This is a genomic window from uncultured Desulfovibrio sp. (genome assembly GCF_944324505.1).
In the GTDB taxonomy this organism is placed as follows: domain Bacteria; phylum Desulfobacterota; class Desulfovibrionia; order Desulfovibrionales; family Desulfovibrionaceae; genus Desulfovibrio.
Window position 1 is genome coordinate 223045 of sequence record NZ_CALUWO010000003.1, and the last position, 18212, is coordinate 241256.

Annotated in this window: 14 protein-coding genes; 5 read left to right on the top strand and 9 right to left on the bottom strand. The window is 64.7% G+C overall.

Annotated features, from left to right (window positions below):
• Positions 1-47: 47 nt before the first annotated feature.
• From ligA to ettA, 9 genes are all read right to left on the bottom strand, one after another.
• Positions 48-2084, bottom strand: coding sequence for an NAD-dependent DNA ligase LigA (gene ligA, locus Q0J57_RS05295; protein WP_297218147.1), 2037 nt, complete (start codon positions 2082-2084; stop codon positions 48-50).
• Between the two features lie 65 nt (positions 2085-2149).
• On the bottom strand, positions 2150-4180 hold the full coding sequence (gene uvrB, locus Q0J57_RS05300) for an excinuclease ABC subunit UvrB (protein ID WP_297217877.1): 2031 nt from the start codon (positions 4178-4180) through the stop codon (positions 2150-2152).
• Complete coding sequence (aat, locus tag Q0J57_RS05305; RefSeq protein WP_297217880.1) at positions 4173-5027, bottom strand: leucyl/phenylalanyl-tRNA--protein transferase; 855 nt, start codon at positions 5025-5027, stop codon at positions 4173-4175. Before aat ends, uvrB begins: the two co-directional genes overlap by 8 nt.
• Entirely contained in the window at positions 5024-7423 is a 2400-nt protein-coding gene (gene clpA, locus Q0J57_RS05310) for an ATP-dependent Clp protease ATP-binding subunit ClpA (RefSeq protein ID WP_297217884.1), read from the bottom strand. The genes aat and clpA overlap by 4 nt, the downstream gene beginning before the upstream one ends.
• A 5-nt stretch (positions 7424-7428) precedes the next feature.
• Entirely contained in the window at positions 7429-7740 is a 312-nt protein-coding gene (locus tag Q0J57_RS05315; protein WP_297217887.1) for an ATP-dependent Clp protease adaptor ClpS, read from the bottom strand.
• 3 nt (positions 7741-7743) lie between these two features.
• Entirely contained in the window at positions 7744-8364 is a 621-nt protein-coding gene (locus Q0J57_RS05320) for a class IV adenylate cyclase (protein WP_297217889.1), read from the bottom strand.
• Positions 8354-9730, bottom strand: a complete 1377-nt coding sequence (gene radA, locus Q0J57_RS05325; RefSeq protein ID WP_297217892.1) for a DNA repair protein RadA — start codon at positions 9728-9730, stop codon at positions 8354-8356. The genes Q0J57_RS05320 and radA overlap by 11 nt, the downstream gene beginning before the upstream one ends.
• Before the next feature lie 69 nt (positions 9731-9799).
• Complete coding sequence (locus Q0J57_RS05330; RefSeq protein ID WP_297217897.1) at positions 9800-11335, bottom strand: DUF4139 domain-containing protein; 1536 nt, start codon at positions 11333-11335, stop codon at positions 9800-9802.
• Between the two features lie 148 nt (positions 11336-11483).
• Complete coding sequence (gene ettA / locus Q0J57_RS05335; protein ID WP_297217900.1) at positions 11484-13166, bottom strand: energy-dependent translational throttle protein EttA; 1683 nt, start codon at positions 13164-13166, stop codon at positions 11484-11486.
• Positions 13167-13326: 160 nt separating this feature from the next.
• Here ettA and Q0J57_RS05340 point away from each other — a divergent pair, with 160 nt between their 5' ends.
• The 5 genes from Q0J57_RS05340 to pgl all read left to right on the top strand — a co-directional run bounded on the left by Q0J57_RS05340 (position 13327) and on the right by pgl (position 18132).
• The gene (locus Q0J57_RS05340) at positions 13327-14562 is read left to right on the top strand and encodes an aromatic amino acid transporter (RefSeq protein ID WP_297217903.1); all 1236 of its coding nucleotides are present in this window, start codon (positions 13327-13329) and stop codon (positions 14560-14562) included.
• 61 nt (positions 14563-14623) lie between these two features.
• Entirely contained in the window at positions 14624-15004 is a 381-nt protein-coding gene (locus Q0J57_RS05345; protein ID WP_297217906.1) for a RidA family protein, read from the top strand.
• 302 nt (positions 15005-15306) lie between these two features.
• Positions 15307-16539 carry a metallophosphoesterase gene (locus Q0J57_RS05350; protein ID WP_297217910.1) on the top strand — a complete coding sequence of 411 codons (1233 nt, stop codon included), beginning with the start codon at positions 15307-15309 and terminating at the stop codon, positions 16537-16539.
• Positions 16540-16562: 23 nt separating this feature from the next.
• The gene (locus tag Q0J57_RS05355; RefSeq protein WP_297217913.1) at positions 16563-17282 is read left to right on the top strand and encodes a methyltransferase domain-containing protein; all 720 of its coding nucleotides are present in this window, start codon (positions 16563-16565) and stop codon (positions 17280-17282) included.
• Between the two features lie 103 nt (positions 17283-17385).
• On the top strand, positions 17386-18132 hold the full coding sequence (gene pgl, locus Q0J57_RS05360) for a 6-phosphogluconolactonase (protein ID WP_297217917.1): 747 nt from the start codon (positions 17386-17388) through the stop codon (positions 18130-18132).
• Positions 18133-18212 lie beyond the last annotated feature (80 nt).

Consider the following 18212-nt stretch of genomic DNA (forward strand, 5'->3'; position numbering starts at 1 on the left):
GGGGCGCGTGGTTCTTTGGGTTTTGGATGCCGGATGTGGCTGGGGCATCAGTGGCGTGCTGCGTCCTCTGGGGAGCTGGTCCCCCGCAGCATGTCCAGGAAGGCCGCCTCGTCCAGAACGGGAATCCCCAGTTCTCTGGCTTTTGTCAGTTTGCTGCCGGCCTTTTCACCGGCCACCAGGTAATCCAGCTTCTTGCTGACCCCGCCCAGCACGGTGGCGCCGCAGGCTTCGGCCATGCGGGCTGCCTCGTCACGTTTCATGGAGAGGGTTCCCGTGAACAGGATGGTTTTGCCGGCCAGGGGACTGCCGGCGGCATCTGTGCCCTGTGTGCCCTGCTCCGCGCTGCTCACCGGCCAGAGGCCCAGCGCCTGAAAGCGTTGCAGCAGCGCCTGATTGGCATGGCTGTCAAAAAAGGCCCGGATGGAGGCCGCCACTTCCGGCCCGATATCCTCGATGGCGATGAGCTGTTCCGTACTGGCCTGGGCAAGTGCCGTCATGTCGGCAAAGTGACGGGCCAGCTGACGGGCCGTCTGTTCGCCCACATGGCGGATGCCCAGGGCGCTGATGAGGCGTGGCAGTGTGGCCGTCTGGCGGGCCTGCTGAAAGGCATCCACCATTTTCTGAGCCAGCACCTCGCCCATGCGATCGTAATCCAGCAATTCCGGCACGGTCAGCGTGAAGAGGTCTGCGGGGGAGGTCACCCGCCCGCTGCTGACCAGCTGCTCTATCCACTTCTGACCGATGCCCTGAATGTCCAGACCGGCCTTGGAAACAAAATGACTGATGGCCCGCAGGCGGATGGCCGGGCAGCTCAGGTTGTCGCAGCGCCAGGCCGCCTCGCCGGCCTCACGATGGGCCGTTTCGCCACAGGCCGGGCAGACATGCGGAAAGACAAAGGGCACGGCATCCGCCGGGCGCAGTTCCCGCACGGGGCCGACAACTTCGGGGATGACATCCCCTGCCCGCTGCACCAGCACGGTATCGCCGATGCGCAGGTCCTTGGCCTGGATTTCATCCTCGTTGTGCAGGGTGGCCCGGGAAACCATGACACCGCCCACAGCCACGGGATCAAGCACGGCCACCGGCGTGAGCACACCGGTGCGCCCTACCTGGATGTCAATGGCGCGCAGGATGGTGCGCACCTGCACGGCCGGAAACTTGAAGGCCACGGCAAAGCGCGGGGCACGGGCCGTGTAGCCCAGGGCTTCCTGCGCGTCCAGATCATCCTGCTTGGCCACGGCGCCGTCAATTTCCATGGGAAAGGCGGCACGGCCCTGGCGCACCGTTTCCACATAGGCTTCCACGGCCTGGGGGTCCGCACAGAGCTTGCCCCCGGGGGGCGTGCTGAAGCCATAGTCCGTGAGCCGGGCCATGAGTTCGCTGTGGTGGTGACAGGGGGGCGCGGCGCCCCATGCCACGGCACCGATGCTGTAGGCCAGAAAGCGCAGCGGTACCTGACGGGTTACGGAGGTATCCAGCTGGCGCAGGGTGCCGGCGGCAGCGTTGCGCGGATTGGCAAAGACTTTCTGCCCAAGGCTTTCGCGCCGCTGATTCAGGGCAAGGAAATCCTGCTTGAAGATCACCACTTCGCCGCGCACTTCCAGGCGGTCGGGCAGCGTTCCCTTGCCCATGAGGTGCAGGGGAATGTTTCTGATGGTGCGCACGGCTTCCGTCACCACTTCGCCGGTTTCGCCATCGCCCCGTGTGAGGGCTTCGGTCATGAGGCCCTTTTCGTAGATGATTTCCAGCGCCAGGCCGTCCAGCTTGGGGTCGCACCAGAAGGCTGTGGGCGCTTCGGGCAGGGCGCGGCGCATGCGCTCCACAAATTCCTGCCATTCTTCGCTGCTGAACACATTGTCCAGCCCGTACATGCGCTGGCTGTGCGCCCGCTTGTCCAGCCCGGGCAGCAGGCCGCCACCGATGCGCAGGGTGGGCGAATGGGGGCTGCGCAGTTCGGGATGGGCGGCTTCCAGGTCCTGGAGTTCGCGGAACAGGGCATCGTAGTCCGCATCGCTGATTTCCGGGGCATCCAGCGTGTGGTAGAGGTAGTTGTGCCGTTCCAGCTGGGCCACAAGCTCGTTCATGCGCTGTTCCGGTCCGGGAGGCGTGGTGCTGGCAAAAAGCGGCAGATCAGTGAGGGAGGGCATGGCTACTCCGGCAGGGCTATGAGGCGGGCACGCAGGGCGCGAATGCGGTCGCGCAGTTCGGCTGCCTGTTCAAATTCCAGATCACGGGCCGCGGCGCGCATGTCCTTTTCCAGCTGGGCAATGCGTTCGGCGGTTTCCTCGGCGGTAAGGGGCATGGCATCGGGCGGCGCTTCCCTGCCCTTCCCCTTGCCTCTGCCCTTGCCGCGGCTTTTGGCTTCGGCATTGTCATACAGGGCGTCCAGCGGAGAATCCAGGCTCTTTTGCGTGCGGCGGGGAATGATGCCGTGGGCCGCATTGTAGGCAAGCTGCTTTTCCCGCCGCCGGGAGGTTTCGTTCATGGCGGCGCGCATGGAGGGGGTCACCGTATCCGCATACAGGATGACATGCCCGTGTTCGTTGCGGGCGGCCCGGCCGAAGGTCTGGATGAGCGAACCGGTGGAACGCAGGAAGCCCTCCTTGTCCGCGTCGAGAATGCAGACCAGGGAGACTTCGGGCAGGTCCAGTCCTTCGCGCAGCAGGTTGATGCCCACCAGCACGTCAAATTCGCCGGTACGCAGGGCACGCAGGATTTGCAGACGTTCCAGCGTTTCGATGTCCGAATGCAGATACCGTGCCCTGACCCCCATGTTGCAGCAGAATTCCGTCAGGTCTTCGGCCATGCGCTTGGTCAGGGTGGTGACCAGCACCCGTTCGCCGCTGGCAATGCGCTGGCGGCATTCGCCCAGCAGGTCTTCCATCTGGCCCTTGGTGGGGCGCACCTCCACGTCCGGGTCCACCAGACCGGTGGGACGGATAATCTGTTCGGCCACGATGCCCTGAGCCTCGTCCAGCTCGTATTTGCCGGGGGTGGCCGAGACATAGACGGCCTGATGCACGAGCTGGCGAAATTCCGCAAACTGCAGGGGGCGGTTGTCCAGCGCCGACGGCAGACGAAAACCGTAGTTGACCAGCGTTTCCTTGCGTGAGCGGTCGCCCTTGAACATGCCGCCCACCTGCGGCACGGTGATGTGCGATTCGTCCACAAACAGCAGGTAGTCTTCCGGGAAATAGTTGAGCAGGCAGGACGGCGGCTCGCCGGGTTTGCGGCCGTCCATGTGGCGGGTATAGTTTTCGATGCCGTTGCAGTAGCCCAGCTCCTCGATCATTTCCAGGTCCAGCTGCGTGCGCTGCTCCAGCCGCTGGGCTTCCACCAGCTTGCCCTGCTCCCGGAAGGTGACGAGGCGTTCCTGCAATTCCTGCCGGATGTCGCGGCAGGCGCGTTGCAGATTGTCCTGCGCCGACACAAAGTGGCTGGCGGGATAGATGACGGTCTTGCCCACATCGGCCAGCACCTCACCGGTGAGCGGGTCGATTTCGCGCAGGGCATCAATCTCGTCCCCGAAGAATTCCAGACGCAGGGCGCGTTCGTGGTGATAGGCGGGAATGATTTCCAGCACATCGCCGCGCACCCGGAAGGTGCCGCGGTGGAAGTCGTAATCGTTGCGCTCGTAATGCACCTCTACCAGCCGGGCAATGAGGGCATCCAGGGGAAAGCGCTGCCCCGCCTCCACGGGAATGACCATCTTGGCGTAGTATTCCGGGGATCCCAGGCCGTAGATGCAGGAAACCGAGGCCACGATGATGACATCGCGCCGGGTCAGCAGGGCATGGGTGGCGGCATGGCGCAGCTTGTCGATGTCGTCATTGATGGCCGAATCCTTTTCGATATAGGTATCGGACGCGGGCACATAGGCTTCCGGCTGGTAATAGTCATAGTAGCTGACGAAATATTCCACGGCGTTGCGCGGAAAGAGCGCCCGGAATTCGCTGTAGAGCTGGGCTGCCAGCGTCTTGTTGGGGGCCAGCACCAGGGCGGGACGGTTGCAGCGCGCGATGACATTGGCCATGGTGAAGGTTTTGCCCGATCCCGTGACCCCCAGAAGCACCTGGGCCGGCACCCCTGCCCGGATATTGTCCACCAGCTGGGCAATGGCTTCCGGCTGATCCCCCGTGGGCTGATGATCGCTTTGCAGAGAAAAGATGGGTTCACACATGGGCAGCCTCCTGCCAGCGCCGGCCGTCGTGATGATAGGCTGTGGTCCAGGGTTTCCAGTGCAGGGCAAAGGCGGGATCGTCCGCCGGCGCCAGGGCGTCCCGCAGCCTGTGCTGGAATTCCGTGCGGGGCACAAGGCGGCCGCCCATGCGCATGATGTGCGGGCTTTCCTGCTGGCAGTCCAGCAGCGTGGCGCCGCGCAGGCGCAGCAGGTCCACCAGACCGGCCAGAGCCGCACGCGAGGCTTCGCTGACCCGGTGAAACATGGATTCGCCGAAAAAGGCGCCGCCCAGGGCCACACCGTAGAGTCCGCCGGCCAGTTCCCCGTTGCACCAGACCTCGATGGAATGGGCATAGCCCATTTCGTGCAGACGCACATAGGCCCGGTACATGTCGGCGGTGATCCAGGTGTCCTGCTGGCGGCGCCTGGGGGCGGCGCACTGCCGCATGACCTCGGGAAAGGCCGCGTCGCAGGTCAGTCTGAAGGGCTGCCGGCGCAAGGCACGGGCGCTGCGCCGCGGCAGGTGAAAGGCTTCCGGCGGAAGGATGCAGCGTGGATCGGGCGACCACCAGAGCAGCGGCAGATCCCGTCCGTACCACGGGAAAATGCCCAGGCTGTAGGCAGCCAGCAGACGCAGCGGGTGCAGATCGCCCCCCTGACAGAGCAGGCCGTCTTCCCGTGCCCTGGACAGGGGGGGAAACTGGTCAGCGAAAAAGCGGATGGGATCCCCGGCGGGGCGCGCGTCCGGAGCCGCGGCGGTGTGGGCGGGCGCCGGGGCGGCAGACGCGCCGCACCGGATCACGGGCCTGCGCCGGGCACGGCAGACACGGCGTGCGGCAAGCCTCATGCGCTCTCGTCTCCAGGCGGTGTCTGTTCCCCGCTGTGCTGACGGACAGGCCGGGCCTTCCCGGACGCTTTTTTCCCGGAGGCGGCGGACTGGCGTGGTTTCCGCACCGCTTCCTGCACAAGGCACAGGCGGTCCTGGCACAGATCCAGCCGGGCAGCTCCCCCCTTCTGCAACCAGCCGAAGAGCAGTTCTCCGGCCAGCGGGTCTTCCAGCTGCTCGCGCAGCAGGCGGCGCAGGGGGCGGGCGCCCATGGCAGGGTCAAAGCCCTTTTCGGCCAGATACTGCCTGGCTGCCGGCGAAAGCCGGATGCTCACCTGCCGCTGGGCCAGCTCGCTGCTGATCTCAGCCACAAACTTGTCCACAATGCGCAGCATCATGGGGCGGCTCAGGCTGGCAAAGGGCACCATGGCATCCAGTCTGTTGCGGAATTCGGGGCTGAACAGGTGCTCCAGCGCCTTGCGCCCCTTTCGGGCGGCGGCCTCTTCCTCCGGTCCGTGGGAGGAGGTGCCCCGCAGGGCAAAGCCCACGGAACTGCTGGACATTTCAAAGGCCCCGGCATTGGAGGTCATGATGAGCAGCACATGCGAAAAGTCGGTCTTGCGCCCTGTATTGTCCGTCAGGGTGCCGTAATCCATGACTTGAAGTAATACATTAAAGATGTCGGGATGGGCCTTTTCTATTTCATCAAGAAGAACAACGGAATACGGCGATTTGCGCACATCCTCGGTGAGCAGGCCCCCCTGTTCAAAGCCCACATAGCCGGGCGGCGAACCGATAAGCCGGGAAACGGCATGCTTTTCCATGTATTCGCTCATGTCGTAGCGCAGGAAGTCCACCCCCAGACAGCGGGCCAGGCTGCGGGCCACCTCGGTTTTGCCGACGCCCGTGGGACCGTAGAACAGAAAGCAGCCCGCCGGGCGGCCGCTCTGCCCCAGACCGGCCCGGGAGCGCAGCACAGCCCGGCTTACCTGCGAAATGGCCGCCTCCTGCCCGAATACGCTGGCGTTGAGGTCCCTTTCCAGGGTGCGCAGGCGTTCCCGCTCGCCGCCGCTCACACTGCGTCGGGGCACACCGGCCATACGGGCCACAATGCGCTCCACTTCCTGAAGGGTTACGGCAGGACGGCGTTTGCCGGCGGTGTCGTCCTCCTGCCGCAGGTGCACGGCAGCACCGGCTTCATCCATGACGTCAATGGCCTTGTCCGGCAGCAGACGCTCGCGGACATGTCGGGCAGAAAGTTCAACTATTGCTTTAAGAACTGGCCGGGAGTAGCGCACGTGGTGAAAGTCCGCGTAGCGCTGTTGCAGGCCCTCGAGAATGCCCACGCAGTCCTCGATGGACGGCTCGTGCACGTCGATGCGCTGAAAGCGCCGTACCAGGGCGCGGTCCTTTTCCAGATGGTTGCGGTATTCCTCGTAGGTGGTGGAACCGATGCAGCGCAGCTCGCCGCTGGCCAGCAGGGGCTTGAGCAGGTTGGAGGCATCCATGGTGCCGCCGGAGGTGGCGCCGGCTCCCACGATGGTGTGCAGCTCATCAATGAACAGCAGGGCATGCGGCAGGGCCTGGAGGGCCTCCACAATTTTTTTCAGGCGCAGTTCAAAGTCGCCGCGGTAGCGGGTTCCGGCCAGCACCAGACCCATATCCAGGGCAAAGAGGCGGGCATCCCGCAGGGGGCGGGGCACCCTGCCCTGGCTGATGCGCAGGGCCAGGCCCTCTGCCAGGGCCGTCTTGCCCACGCCGGGATCGCCCACAAAAAGCGGATTGTTCTTGCGCCGGCGGCACAGCACTTCCATGGCGCGGTCGAGTTCGGCTTCCCGCCCCACCAGCGGGTCAATGCGTCCTTCGGCGGCGCGGGCGGTAAGGTCCGTGGTGTAGCGGGCCAGGGCATCCTCGCCGTCGGCGCCGGCGTCTTCCTTCCGGCTGTCGCCGGCGGATTCTTCGCTCACGCCCCGGGAGCCATTGCCCTCTTCCATGCCGTGGGAAATGAAGGTGAGCACATGCAGCCGCTCCGCCCCCTGGCGGCGCAGGAAATAGGCGGCATAGCTGCTCTCCTCGTCCATGAGGGCCACCAGCAGGTCGCCCAGTTCCACCCGGGGGCGTCCGGCCGAGCGGATATGCCCCAGCGCACGTTCCAGCGTGCGCTGCACGCCAGGGGTCTGCATGATCTTTTCCGGAGGGTCCGCCTGCGGAACCTGCGCCATTTCCTTGGTAAAGAATTCGTCAAGAGAGGCGGCCAGCGCCTGAATGTCAGCGCCGCTTCCGGCAAGAATGCGGCGCCCCTGCTCCGTCAGGGTCATGCCATAGAGAAGGTGTTCCACGGTCAGCATTTCGTGCTGCCGTTCCTGCATGGTCATGACGGCCAGGCTGATGACTTCCTGAACATCGGTGCTCAACATGGTGTCTAGTCCGGCTCCATGGTGCAGCGCAGGGGAAACCCTGCGGCTCTGGCTTTCTGGGTCACATGAAAAACCTTGGCTTCGGCAATTTCCTGCGTATAGACGCCACAGCGGCCTATGCCCTTTTCATGCACGGCAAGCATGATGCGCGTGGCCTCCTGGGGACTCTTGCGGAAAATGCTGCGCAGAATGTCCACCACAAAGTCCATGCTGGTGTAATCGTCATTATGCAGGAAGACGGCATAGCGCTGCGGCTCCCTGACGCGCTCCTCCACAAGGCTTTGCCCGTCTTCTTCTTCCTGCGGACGGTAGCTCATGGGCTAGTTCTCCTTTTTCCTGTCCGGCAGTCCCAGTGCCGCACGCCATCTGTCCGCCTCCTGCGGGGCAAAGGCAAAGGAGCGCTGCGGTGTCTTGTGCTGCCGGGTCAGCCACTGGCTGTGCAGGGTATGATAAGAGTCAGTACTGGTAGGCTGCCTGTCAAGGTCCAGCAGCTGCGCCACACGGCAGATGGCCTCTTCCGGTCCTTCAATTTCGATGAACTGGCCAAAGGGCAGGATGTCCATGTCCACGGCCACATCATGCAGCCGCCACGATTCCCGGAACTTCTCGTAATGCGCCGCCAGCACATAGCCCTGCCCCTGAAGGATGCGGTGCATGACGTCCCCGTCCTGCACGGCGGTCTCGTATTCTTCGCGGCGTTTGAAGCCGTTGACGGTCTGGGCGGGCAGCTTGAGCGTGAGGGCATAGTCCGTTCTGTCGGCATATTCCTGCCGGCGCAGGCGCAGCAGGCGGTGCCCGCGCAGAAAGGCATTGTCGGGCGTGTCGTAGATATCGTTGCTCTCAAAATGAATGCCCTTGCAGCAGGCGCCCTGCTGCTCCAGCAGGGCGCGGACCCGGGCAAAGTCGGCATCAAGATATTTGCGTTCCACTTCAAGCGCCATGGGCCGTGCCTCCTGCTCTGCGATGGAAGAGCTGCTGTTGCAGGGCGGCCACCGTGGCAATGCCCCCCCTGCCCGTTCCGGGATGAATGATGGGGGAAAACCCCAGATGCTGCGCCTGGCGCAGACGCTGTGCGTGCGCGGCCACCGGGCGCACCTGTCCGTTGAGGTCCACCTCGCCCCAGAGGATACATTTTTCCGGCAGGGGCACATCATAATAGGACGAAAGCACCGCCGCCACCAGCGCCAGGTCCAGGCCGGGTTCCTGCAGCTTCATGCCGCCGCCGACCTTGGCATAAATGTCCACCTGGCCGAAATTGAGCTTGAGGCGCTTTTCCAGCACGGCCAGCAGCAGGTGAAGGCGGTTGGCATCAAAGCCCAGGGCGGCACGGCGCGGAATATTGAGAAAGGTTCGGGCCACCAGAGCCTGTACCTCCACTGCCAGGGGGCGCTGCCCGTCCACGGCCATGACCACCGCCGTCCCCGAAAGGCCGGGATCACGGGCCTCCAGAAAAAAGGTGGAAGGATCGTCCACCACCTCCATGCCCTGCTGCCCCATGCGAAAGACCAGCAGTTCCTCATTGGGACCAAAGCGGTTCTTGAAGACGCGCAGCAGGCGGAAGAGCTGGCGGCGGTCCCCTTCCAGAGAAATGACGGTGTCCACCATGTGTTCCAGCATGCGCGGCCCGGCCAGCGTGCCGTCCTTGGTGACATGCCCCACCAGAATAAGCGTGCTGCCGGTGCGGCGGCAGCAGTCCAGCAGAGCGGTGGCCACGGCGCGCACCTGGCTGACGTTGCCGGGCAGGCCGTCGGCCTCCAGACTGGTCAGGGTCTGCACCGAATCCACCACCAGCAGGGAAGGCGGGGAAAGCTCCACGGCATTGATGATGTCTTCCACGCTGGAGGTGGCCAGCGCCAGCAGGTGCTCATGCAGCACATCCAGACGCTGGCCGCGGGCCTTGATCTGCGGCAGGGATTCCTCGCCGCTGGCATAGAGCACGCTGCGCCCCTGCCTGGCCACATTGCCGGCCACCTGCAGCAGCAGGGTTGACTTGCCGATGCCCGGCTCCCCGCCCACCAGAATGGCCGCACCCGGCACAAGCCCCTTGCCCAGCACGCGGTCCAGGGCGGCAATGCCGCTGGCAAAGGGCGTATGCCCGCTGTCGGAAACGTCGCGCAGCGGCACGGGGCGCCCCCCCTGGGAAGCGGAGCGGGACGGGCGGGCCGAAACGGCGGCGGAACTGCCGGAACGCGGCTGCGCCACGGCCTTCAGGGTGTTCCATTCGTGGCAGCCGGGGCACTGCCCGCGCCATTGCAGGGTCCGGGCACCGCAGGAAGAACAGATGTACACTTCGCGAACTTTTGCCATGGCGCCAACCTACGGAAAAAGGGCCTGTCCCGCAAGTGCGGGAGGGGCCTCGGGCCGCTCCCCGGCAGCCTACGGAGCCACCGGTTCCAGCGGCAGATCGGCTGGTGCGGAAAGGCTCACTCCATGACGGATGGTGGCTGTCTGGCGGGCGGGGACATTGATGGTCCAGTACAGGGTACGGCCGTCCCGGTCCACGCTGGCGTCGGGCGTATTCTGCATGGTCACCTGCACGCTCTCCTCCACGGCGCGCGGCAGGGGGCGCTCCACCCGTACGTCCACGGCGTTCTGGCGTTCGTTGCGCAGGGTATAGGTCCAGTTCCAGTGCCAGAGACGGCGGGCATTGATGATGCCGCTTTCGCCCTGCCGGCGGCTTTCGTGCTCTACCGTCACATGCACCCGCGGATCAGCGCCGAAAAAGAGCTGTACCTCACCGTTTTCCGGCGCGAAAAGGCCGGTGCCCACGCTCTGGCCGTCGATGCGGCATTCCATGAGGCCGCCGGGCCAGGATGCTCCCCTGGTGAAGACATGACGAGCCGTCATCCAGACCCGGCTCTCTCCGTCGACAGGACGCGCCAGCCAGCTCAGGGGAGCATGCCAGTTCTCCTGTGCCACGGACAGGGTAAAGCGGCCCTGGGGCAGGCCCGCGGCGGGCACGTCCCAGCGCACAAAGGCGCCGGATTCCACGGCATTGATCGGCGAGGAGCCTTCCCTGCCCTGCATGACTCTGGGGGCAGCCAGCATGGCCCCGGCAGCCTTGCCGCGGGGCGCCGGCCCTCCTGCAATGTCCCAGCTGGGCAGCGCTGCGGGGCGCAGCGAGCCTGTGGGGCTGCTGATGAGCGAAAGACGGCAGGTGGTCCAGTCCTGCCCCGAATACTGCCACACATCGGCCAGCATATGGGCCATGATGGTTCCCGTGGCGGGCCGGGCATCCAGGCTGTAGCGGGGGCGCCAGCCGCAATGCTCCAGGGAGTAGGAACACGTGACGCGTACCGGCGACCCGGGCACGTCTGCCAGCAGGATTTCCAGCACCTGCCCCTGATCCGGCAGTGCGGGCCGGGCAGCCAGCATATCCCGCAGCTGCTTGAGGCGGCGTTCCACGGCGGCGCGTTCCTGGCCCAGGGCGGCCACATCTTCCAGAATCTGCCGACCGGCGTCCTTCAGTGCGGCGGCGGGCAGGGACGCCGCATCCCGGGCCGGCAGACGGTACAGCGCCAGGGCCGTATCCAGCGCCACAAGGCGGCCGTCAAGCCTGTCCGCTTCGTCCAGCAGGCGCTGCCGCTCACGGGCCGCCTGCCCTTCGGCAGGCAGGGCCAGAGGCCGCAGGCTCCAGCGCAGCACCTGCTGGCCCGGCACGTCCGGCGCCACCGCATCGGCCGCCCCGGGAAGGAAAAGACGCACAAGACCGCCCTGCTCCGTCCGGCAGACCGCGACCTCCTCCGCCACGGTCACCCGGGCACCGGCAGGAGAAAGCAGCACCTGTTCCGGCTGGGCCAGACGGGGAGATTCCGTCAGTGTCCGGGCACCGGCCGTGCCGGCAAGCAGACAAGACAGCAGGACCGCCCACAGCACAGCCCGTGCGTGGCGGGTACATTGCCGAGAGATCATGGGCACCTCCCATGCCGGGACAGCAGCACCCCGGCCTTTTTGCCGGCAGCGGAGAAGCACACAAAGCACACAAGGCGACAACAGGGTTGCCGCCTTGTGGACAGTTTGCAGAAGGTACCGTTGCCGGCAGTGTCACCGCAAGGGAAAATCAGCGCGTCAGCCGGCGGAACTTGAGCCGCCTGGGGGTATCGGCGTCCTTGCCCAGACGCTTTCTGCGGTCTTCCTCGTATTCGGTGAAGTTGCCTTCAAAGAAGTCCACGGCAGAATCGCCCTCGAAGGCCATGATGTGCGTGGCAATGCGGTCCAGGAACCAGCGGTCGTGACTCACCACCAGCACACAGCCGGCGAAATTGTCCAGCGCATCTTCCAGGGCGCGCATGGTATTGACATCAATGTCGTTGGTGGGTTCGTCCAGCAGCAGCACGTTGGCGCCCGACTTGAGCATGCGGGCCAGGTGCAGGCGGTTGCGCTCGCCGCCGGAGAGCACGTCCACCTTCTTCTGCTGGTCCGCCCCATGAAAGTTGAAGCGGGTGCAGTAGGCCCTGGCGTTCACTTCCCGTCCGCCCAGCTTGATGGTGTCGTGTCCGTCGCTGATGAGTTCATAGACGGTCTTGCCCGGCGTCAGGGATTCGCGCCCCTGGTCCACATAGGCAAACTGCACGGTGTCTCCCACGGTGATGGTGCCGGCATCGGGCTTTTCCTGCCCGGTGATCATTTTGAAGAGCGTGGTTTTGCCCGCCCCGTTGGGGCCGATGATGCCCACGATGGCCCCGGCGGGAATGAGGGCATTCAGATTTTCCATGAGCAGCCTGTCGCCCATGCTCTTGGTGACACCCTTGAATTCGATGACGCTCTTGCCCAGGCGCGGTCCCGGCGGAATGTAGATCTGCAGGTCAGGGGCACGCTTTTCGCTCTCGTGGGAAAGCATGGCCTCGTAGGCATTGATGCGGGCCTTGCCCTTGGCGTGGCGGCCCTTGGGCGACATGCGGATCCATTCCAGTTCGCGGGCCAGGGTTTTCTGGCGCTCGGCCTCTGTCTTGTCTTCCTGGGCAAGGCGCTTCTGCTTCTGTTCCAGCCAGGAGGAATAGTTGCCCTTCCAGGGAATGCCCCGGCCGCGGTCCAGTTCCAGAATCCAGCCGGCCACATTGTCAAGAAAATAGCGGTCGTGGGTGACGGCAATGACCGTGCCGGGGAAGGTGGAAAGGTAGCGTTCCAGCCAGGCCACGGACTCGGCGTCCAGATGGTTGGTGGGTTCGTCCAGCAGAAGGATGTCCGGGTTTTGCAGCAGCAGGCGGCACAGGGCCACGCGGCGGCGTTCCCCCCCGGAAATCTTGTTGACCGGCATGTCGGCAGGGGGACAGCGCAGGGCATCCATGGCCATTTCAAGGCGGGAATCCAGGTCCCAGATGCCCTTGCTGTCCATGAGTTCCTGCACATTGGCCTGCCGCTCGATGAGGGCATCCATTTCTTCCGGTTCCATGGGTTCGGCGAACTTGGCGTTGATTTCCTCGAATTCCCTGGCAATGGCCATGAGGTCGCTTACGCCCTCTTCCACCACTTCGCGCACGGTGCGACATTCATCGTGCAGGGGTTCCTGTTCCAGGTAGCCGATGGTATAGCCCGGGGCCAGCACGGTCTTGCCGTCAAAGGACTGGTCCACACCGGCAAGAATCTTGAGCAGGCTGGACTTGCCTGCCCCGTTGAGGCCGAGAACGCCTATTTTGGCCCCGTAGAAGTAGGAGAGGGAAATATCCTTCAGCACTTCCTTTTGCCCGTGCCGCTTGGACACGCGGATCATGGAATAGATGATCTTGTCAGGTTCGTTGCTCATGAGTTCCTCAGCATGGATGTTGGCGAAAAAAAGGCCAGGCAGCAGTCTATACGGCCTTGCCGCCTTTTTCAAGGCGGGGTCTTCCCTCCCTTGATTTGACGACGCCTCTCTGCCAAGATGGCACCTCGCTTTCCGGCAGCGCAACGAGGGGGAAACGTCTATGCGGTATCTGTTCGGCCCGGATTTTCAGCACATTATGGGCGGCTCCATGGTGGTGGCCGGCACGGCCATCGGGGCGGGCATGCTTGGCCTGCCCATGATTTCGGCAGGCATGTGGTTCAAGTGGTCCGTGCTCATCATGTTCATCTCCTGGTTCTGCATGCTGCGGGCCAGCCAGGCCATTCTTGAGGTCAATCTGCGCTTCGAGCCTGGGGACAGCCTGCATACGCTTGTTTACAGGACCCTCGGTCCGGCCTGGAGTCTGGTAAACGGCCTGTCCGTGGCCTTTGTGCTCTATACGCTGGTCTATGCCTATGTGAGCAGCGGCGGTTCCGTGGTGCAGCAGGCCATGCAGTCCGGATGGGGCATCACGCCCCCCCGCATTCTGACCAGCCTGTTCTTTTCCCTGCTGCTCACGGCCTGCGTGTGGTGGAGTTCCCGCGCGGTGGACCGTCTGTCCGTGCTGCTCATGGGCGGCATGATCATTACCTTTTTCCTGTCGGTGGGCGGAATGATCGGCAATGCCAGCCTGGAAAATCTGCTGGGCAGCCAGAACAAGGGGGAAGCCATCTTTATTTTTGGCGCCCTGTCCACCTACCTGACCTCCTTCTGCTTTCATGCGTCGGTTCCCAGCCTCATCAAGTACATTGGCAAGGAGCCGCGCATCATCAATGCCTGCCTGCGCAACGGCACCTTCATTGCCCTGGTCTGCTACCTGGTCTGGATTACCGCAGCTGACGGCATCCTGGACCGCGAGGAATTCCGGGCCGTCATTGCGGCCGGCGGCAATGTGGGCCATCTGGTGGCGGCATCGGGGTCCTCGCTGAGCTATGTCATCCAGAAGATGCTGGAAGCCTTTGCCCTCTTTGCCATTGCCACGTCCTTCCTGGGGGCGGGTCTGGGGCTGTTTGACTACATGGCGGACCTCTGCCACTTTGACAACAGCCGGCGCGGGCGCACCCTGACCATGCTGATCACCTTTCTGCCGCCCATGATCGGCGGTCTCATCTGGCCGGACGGCTTCCTGCCCGCCATCGGCTGGGCCGGACTGGCAGCGGCCATCTGGTCGGTCATTGTGCCGGCCATGCTCCTGCATACCAGCCGCCGCAAGCACGGTCCCTCCGACTACAGCATGCCCGGCGCCGGCTGGGCCGTGCCCCTGCTGCTGGTGTACGGCATTGCCGTGGCCGTGTGCCACACCCTTTCCGTTTTTGCGCTGCTGCCCACCTTTCATTAGCATCTTCTCCGGGAAGCAGGCATATCAGCCCTTTCCGTCACCCAGTCAAAGGAGGACTGCCATGAACAGAGAATGTCTTTCCACCGCCGGCGCTCCGGCAGCCGTTGGCCCCTACAGTCAGGCCGTCCGGGCGGGCGAGACCGTCTATCTTTCCGGCCAGATCGGCCTGGTTCCCGAAACCGGCAAGATGGTGGACGGCGACGTGTCGGCCCAGGCCGGGCAGGCGCTGAAAAATCTGTCCGCCGTGCTGGCCGCTGCCGGGCTGGGGACGGAACATGTGGTGAAGACGGTGGTCTTCATTACCGACATGGCGCATTTCCCGGCAGTCAACGAGGTATACAAAACCTTTTTCCAGGCGCCCTATCCGGCCCGCTCCTGTGTGGCCGTATCCGCCCTGCCCATGGGAGCACTGGTGGAGGTGGAGGCCATCGCCGTCCGCTAGGGGCGGAGGGTCGTCCGGGCAGCGTGGCTGACTGCCGGGACGGGATGCCGCTTTCCGCCGGTCCCGTACACGACGCCGGCGACGCTCTGCCGTGGGGAAGCGATCGTGTTCCCGGCACCGCCCGTTCCGCGTAAAAACGTATGCCGGGGGAGCGTCGGGGCGCGGGACGGGCTGCCGTACCGTAGTGTTGCACGCAGACAGGCCCCGGGCCTCGGACCGGGAAAAGGCGGCCTGCCTGCCCAAAAGATGCCGCCTGGCGAAGGAGCTTGCCACCTCCTTCGCCTTTTTGTACAAACGCGGTCATGCTGACCGCGTTTTCGCTTTTTTTGACGCTGTACGTGCTGGTGCGCGTTCTGTGGCGTGCGCCCCTTGCCCTGCCCCTGCGTCTGCTGCTGGCGGTGCTGACGGCGGCCGGGGCCTGCAAGCTGCTGCTCTTTCGCCTTGTCTTCGGGTCCTATTCACCGGAACTGCCGTCTTGGTTTCAGGTGGGGGCGGGCATTCCGCTGGGACTGGTGCTGCTGTTTGCCGCCCTGAGTCTGGGGCGGGATGTTCTGCTGCTGCTGTGTCTGCTGGCCGAGCGCTGCGGGCTGGGCCATGCGTGGACATGGCTGCGGGCGCGGGATGCGGGCATTTCCCTGGGGCTGGCGCTGCTGGCGGCTGTGCTGGTGGGCGCAGGCATTACCGCGGCCCTGCGGGTGCCTGCTGTGCGGGAAGTGGAAATTCCCGTGCGCCATCTGCCGCCGGAGCTGGACGGCATGCGCCTGGCCCTCCTGAGTGATCTGCATCTCAGTCAGACCTTTTCCCGCCCCTGGGCGGAAGCACTGGTGGCGCGTGTCAATGCGGCTCGCCCGGACATCATCCTGCTGACAGGGGACCTGATGGACGGATCGCCGGCACAGCGCGCGGCGGATATCCAGCCCCTGGCCGGCCTGCGTGCCCCCCTGGGAGTCTGGGGCTGTGCGGGCAATCATGAATATTATTCCAGCTATCCGGCCTGGCAGCCCGTGCTTGGCCGGCTGGGCATCCGCATGCTGGACAATGCCTTTGCGCTGCTGCCCTACCGGGGCAGTCATCTGCTTCTGCTTGGGGTGACGGATCAGGCGGCCGCGCATTTCGGCCTGCCCGGACCGGATACGGAAGGGACGCTGCGGCGTGCCCTGGCCGCCAGTGCGCGGGCGTGGCCTTCCCGCATCACGGGGCAGCGCCCTGACGCCAGGGAGGGGACACCGCCCGTGCTGCTGCTTGCCCACCGCCCTGCCCTGTTCTCGAAACTGCGGGGACGGATACGCCTGCAACTTTCCGGGCATACGCATGGCGGCTCCCTGCTGGGGGTGGACTGGCTGGTGGCCCGTTTTAATGACGGCTATGTGCGTGGCCTGTACGGCGATGCGGATTCCCGCCTGGTGGTGTCGTCCGGCTGCGGCCTGTGGAGCGGTTTTCCCTTTCGGCTGGGCGTTCCCGGAGAGATTCTCCTGCTTGTGCTGCGTCCCGCACCTGAAGAAGAGGGATTGCCAAGCGCCCGGCCTCTTCCGTAAGATGGTGCAAAAGGAACTGTGGCATGAATGACTCGGTGGACAGGTCCCGCTACGGGAACGAGGCCTTTCTTCTTCCGCGCCAGCGCTCGCTGCTGCGGGGGGCGCTGGCTCCCTGGAGGCGGCGCCATGCCGCGCTGCTGGACATCAACTGCGGCGCGGGGAAGCTCCTTTCCCTGCTCTGGGAATGCGGCTTTGACGTGACGGCCTGCGAAGGCCGGCCGGAACAGCGGCATGAGGCCGTGGCGTGTGCGCCCTGCGGGGTGGAGGTGGTGGCGGCGCATGACGATTACCTTCCCTTCGGGCCGGACAGTTTTGACTGGGCGGTGTTGCATCTGGGGAATCATGACGGCGCTGCGGCGGCCCAGGCCGTGGAAGAGGCCGCGCGCGTGGCTGTTCGCGGGCTGGCGGTCACCTTCTGGAATGTGGCGTCCCTGCCCGGCCTGCTTCATACTCTTTTCCCCGCACGCCATCCCTGGCCGCACAGGGGGCTGCCCTGGTGGCAGGTGGTGTGCCTGGGCAGGCCCTACGGCAGCTGGCGCCTCTTTGGTACCCTGCATCTGCCCGGCGGCAGGGGCGAAAGCCTGCTTTCCCGGCAGGACAGGCTGTGCTCCTGGCTGGGGGCGTGGTGCGTGCTGCGCATCGACCTTGGCCCGTCGGGCCGGGTGACGCCGCTGGGGCTGCGGGCCGGTGGGGGCAAGAAGCGGCTGGAGACCTCCTCTGTTCTGGAGCAGCGCGCCCCCTGAGGAGCGGTGGTGGCCCATCCTCCTGAAAATCGTCGCAAAAAAGCCCTTTTCTCGCAGACTTCCCTGTGGCATACTGTCCCCGTTTCAAACGAAGGAGTCCTTTATGCAAGCGCGCAGCCGTTCCATACACCTTTCGGTGCATATTCATAAAAACCCCTCAGCCATGGCCGAACGTGCGGCCCATATTCTTGCCGCTGCCTGCGAGGAGGCCGTGAGCGAGCGTGGCGTATTCAAGATTGCGCTTTCCGGCGGGCAGACGCCCATTCCGCTGTTCCGGCTGCTGGCTGCCAGTGACTGGGCGGATCGTCTCCCGTGGGAAAAGATCACCTTCTTCTGGGTGGACGAACGCTGCGTCGGCCCGGATCACCCTGACAGCAATTACGGCCTGGCGCGGCGCGAAATGCTGGCTTATCTGCCGGTGACGCACTTTTTCCGCATGCGTGGCGAAATGGATCCGGTCAAGGCGGCTGCCCTGTACGAGGCGCAGATCCGGGCGGATTTCAACATTGGCCCCAACGAATTCCCGCGTTTTGACTTCATGCTGCTTGGTGTGGGGGATGACGGGCATACCGGCTCCATTTTCCCCAACTCGCCGGCACTGGTGGAGCGCAAGCGCCTGGTCATTGACCAGTATGTGCCGGAACGCAAGGCGGACCGCCTGACCCTTACCCTGCCGGTCATCAACAATTCGCGCTGCTGCATGTTTCTTGTTACGGGCAAGGAAAAGCACGATGTGCTTTCCAAGACGCTCAATCTGCTGGCGGAACCTACCCTGCCGGCACAGCTTGTGCGCCCCACGGTGGGTGATCTCATCTGGGTTGTGGACGAAGCCGCGGCCACGGGAAAGTAAGCGCCCGTCCGCGGGGATGATGTCAAGGCTCCTGCCGGTGCAGGGGCCTTTTTTTGTGCCGTGACCAGCCTGCCCCAGGC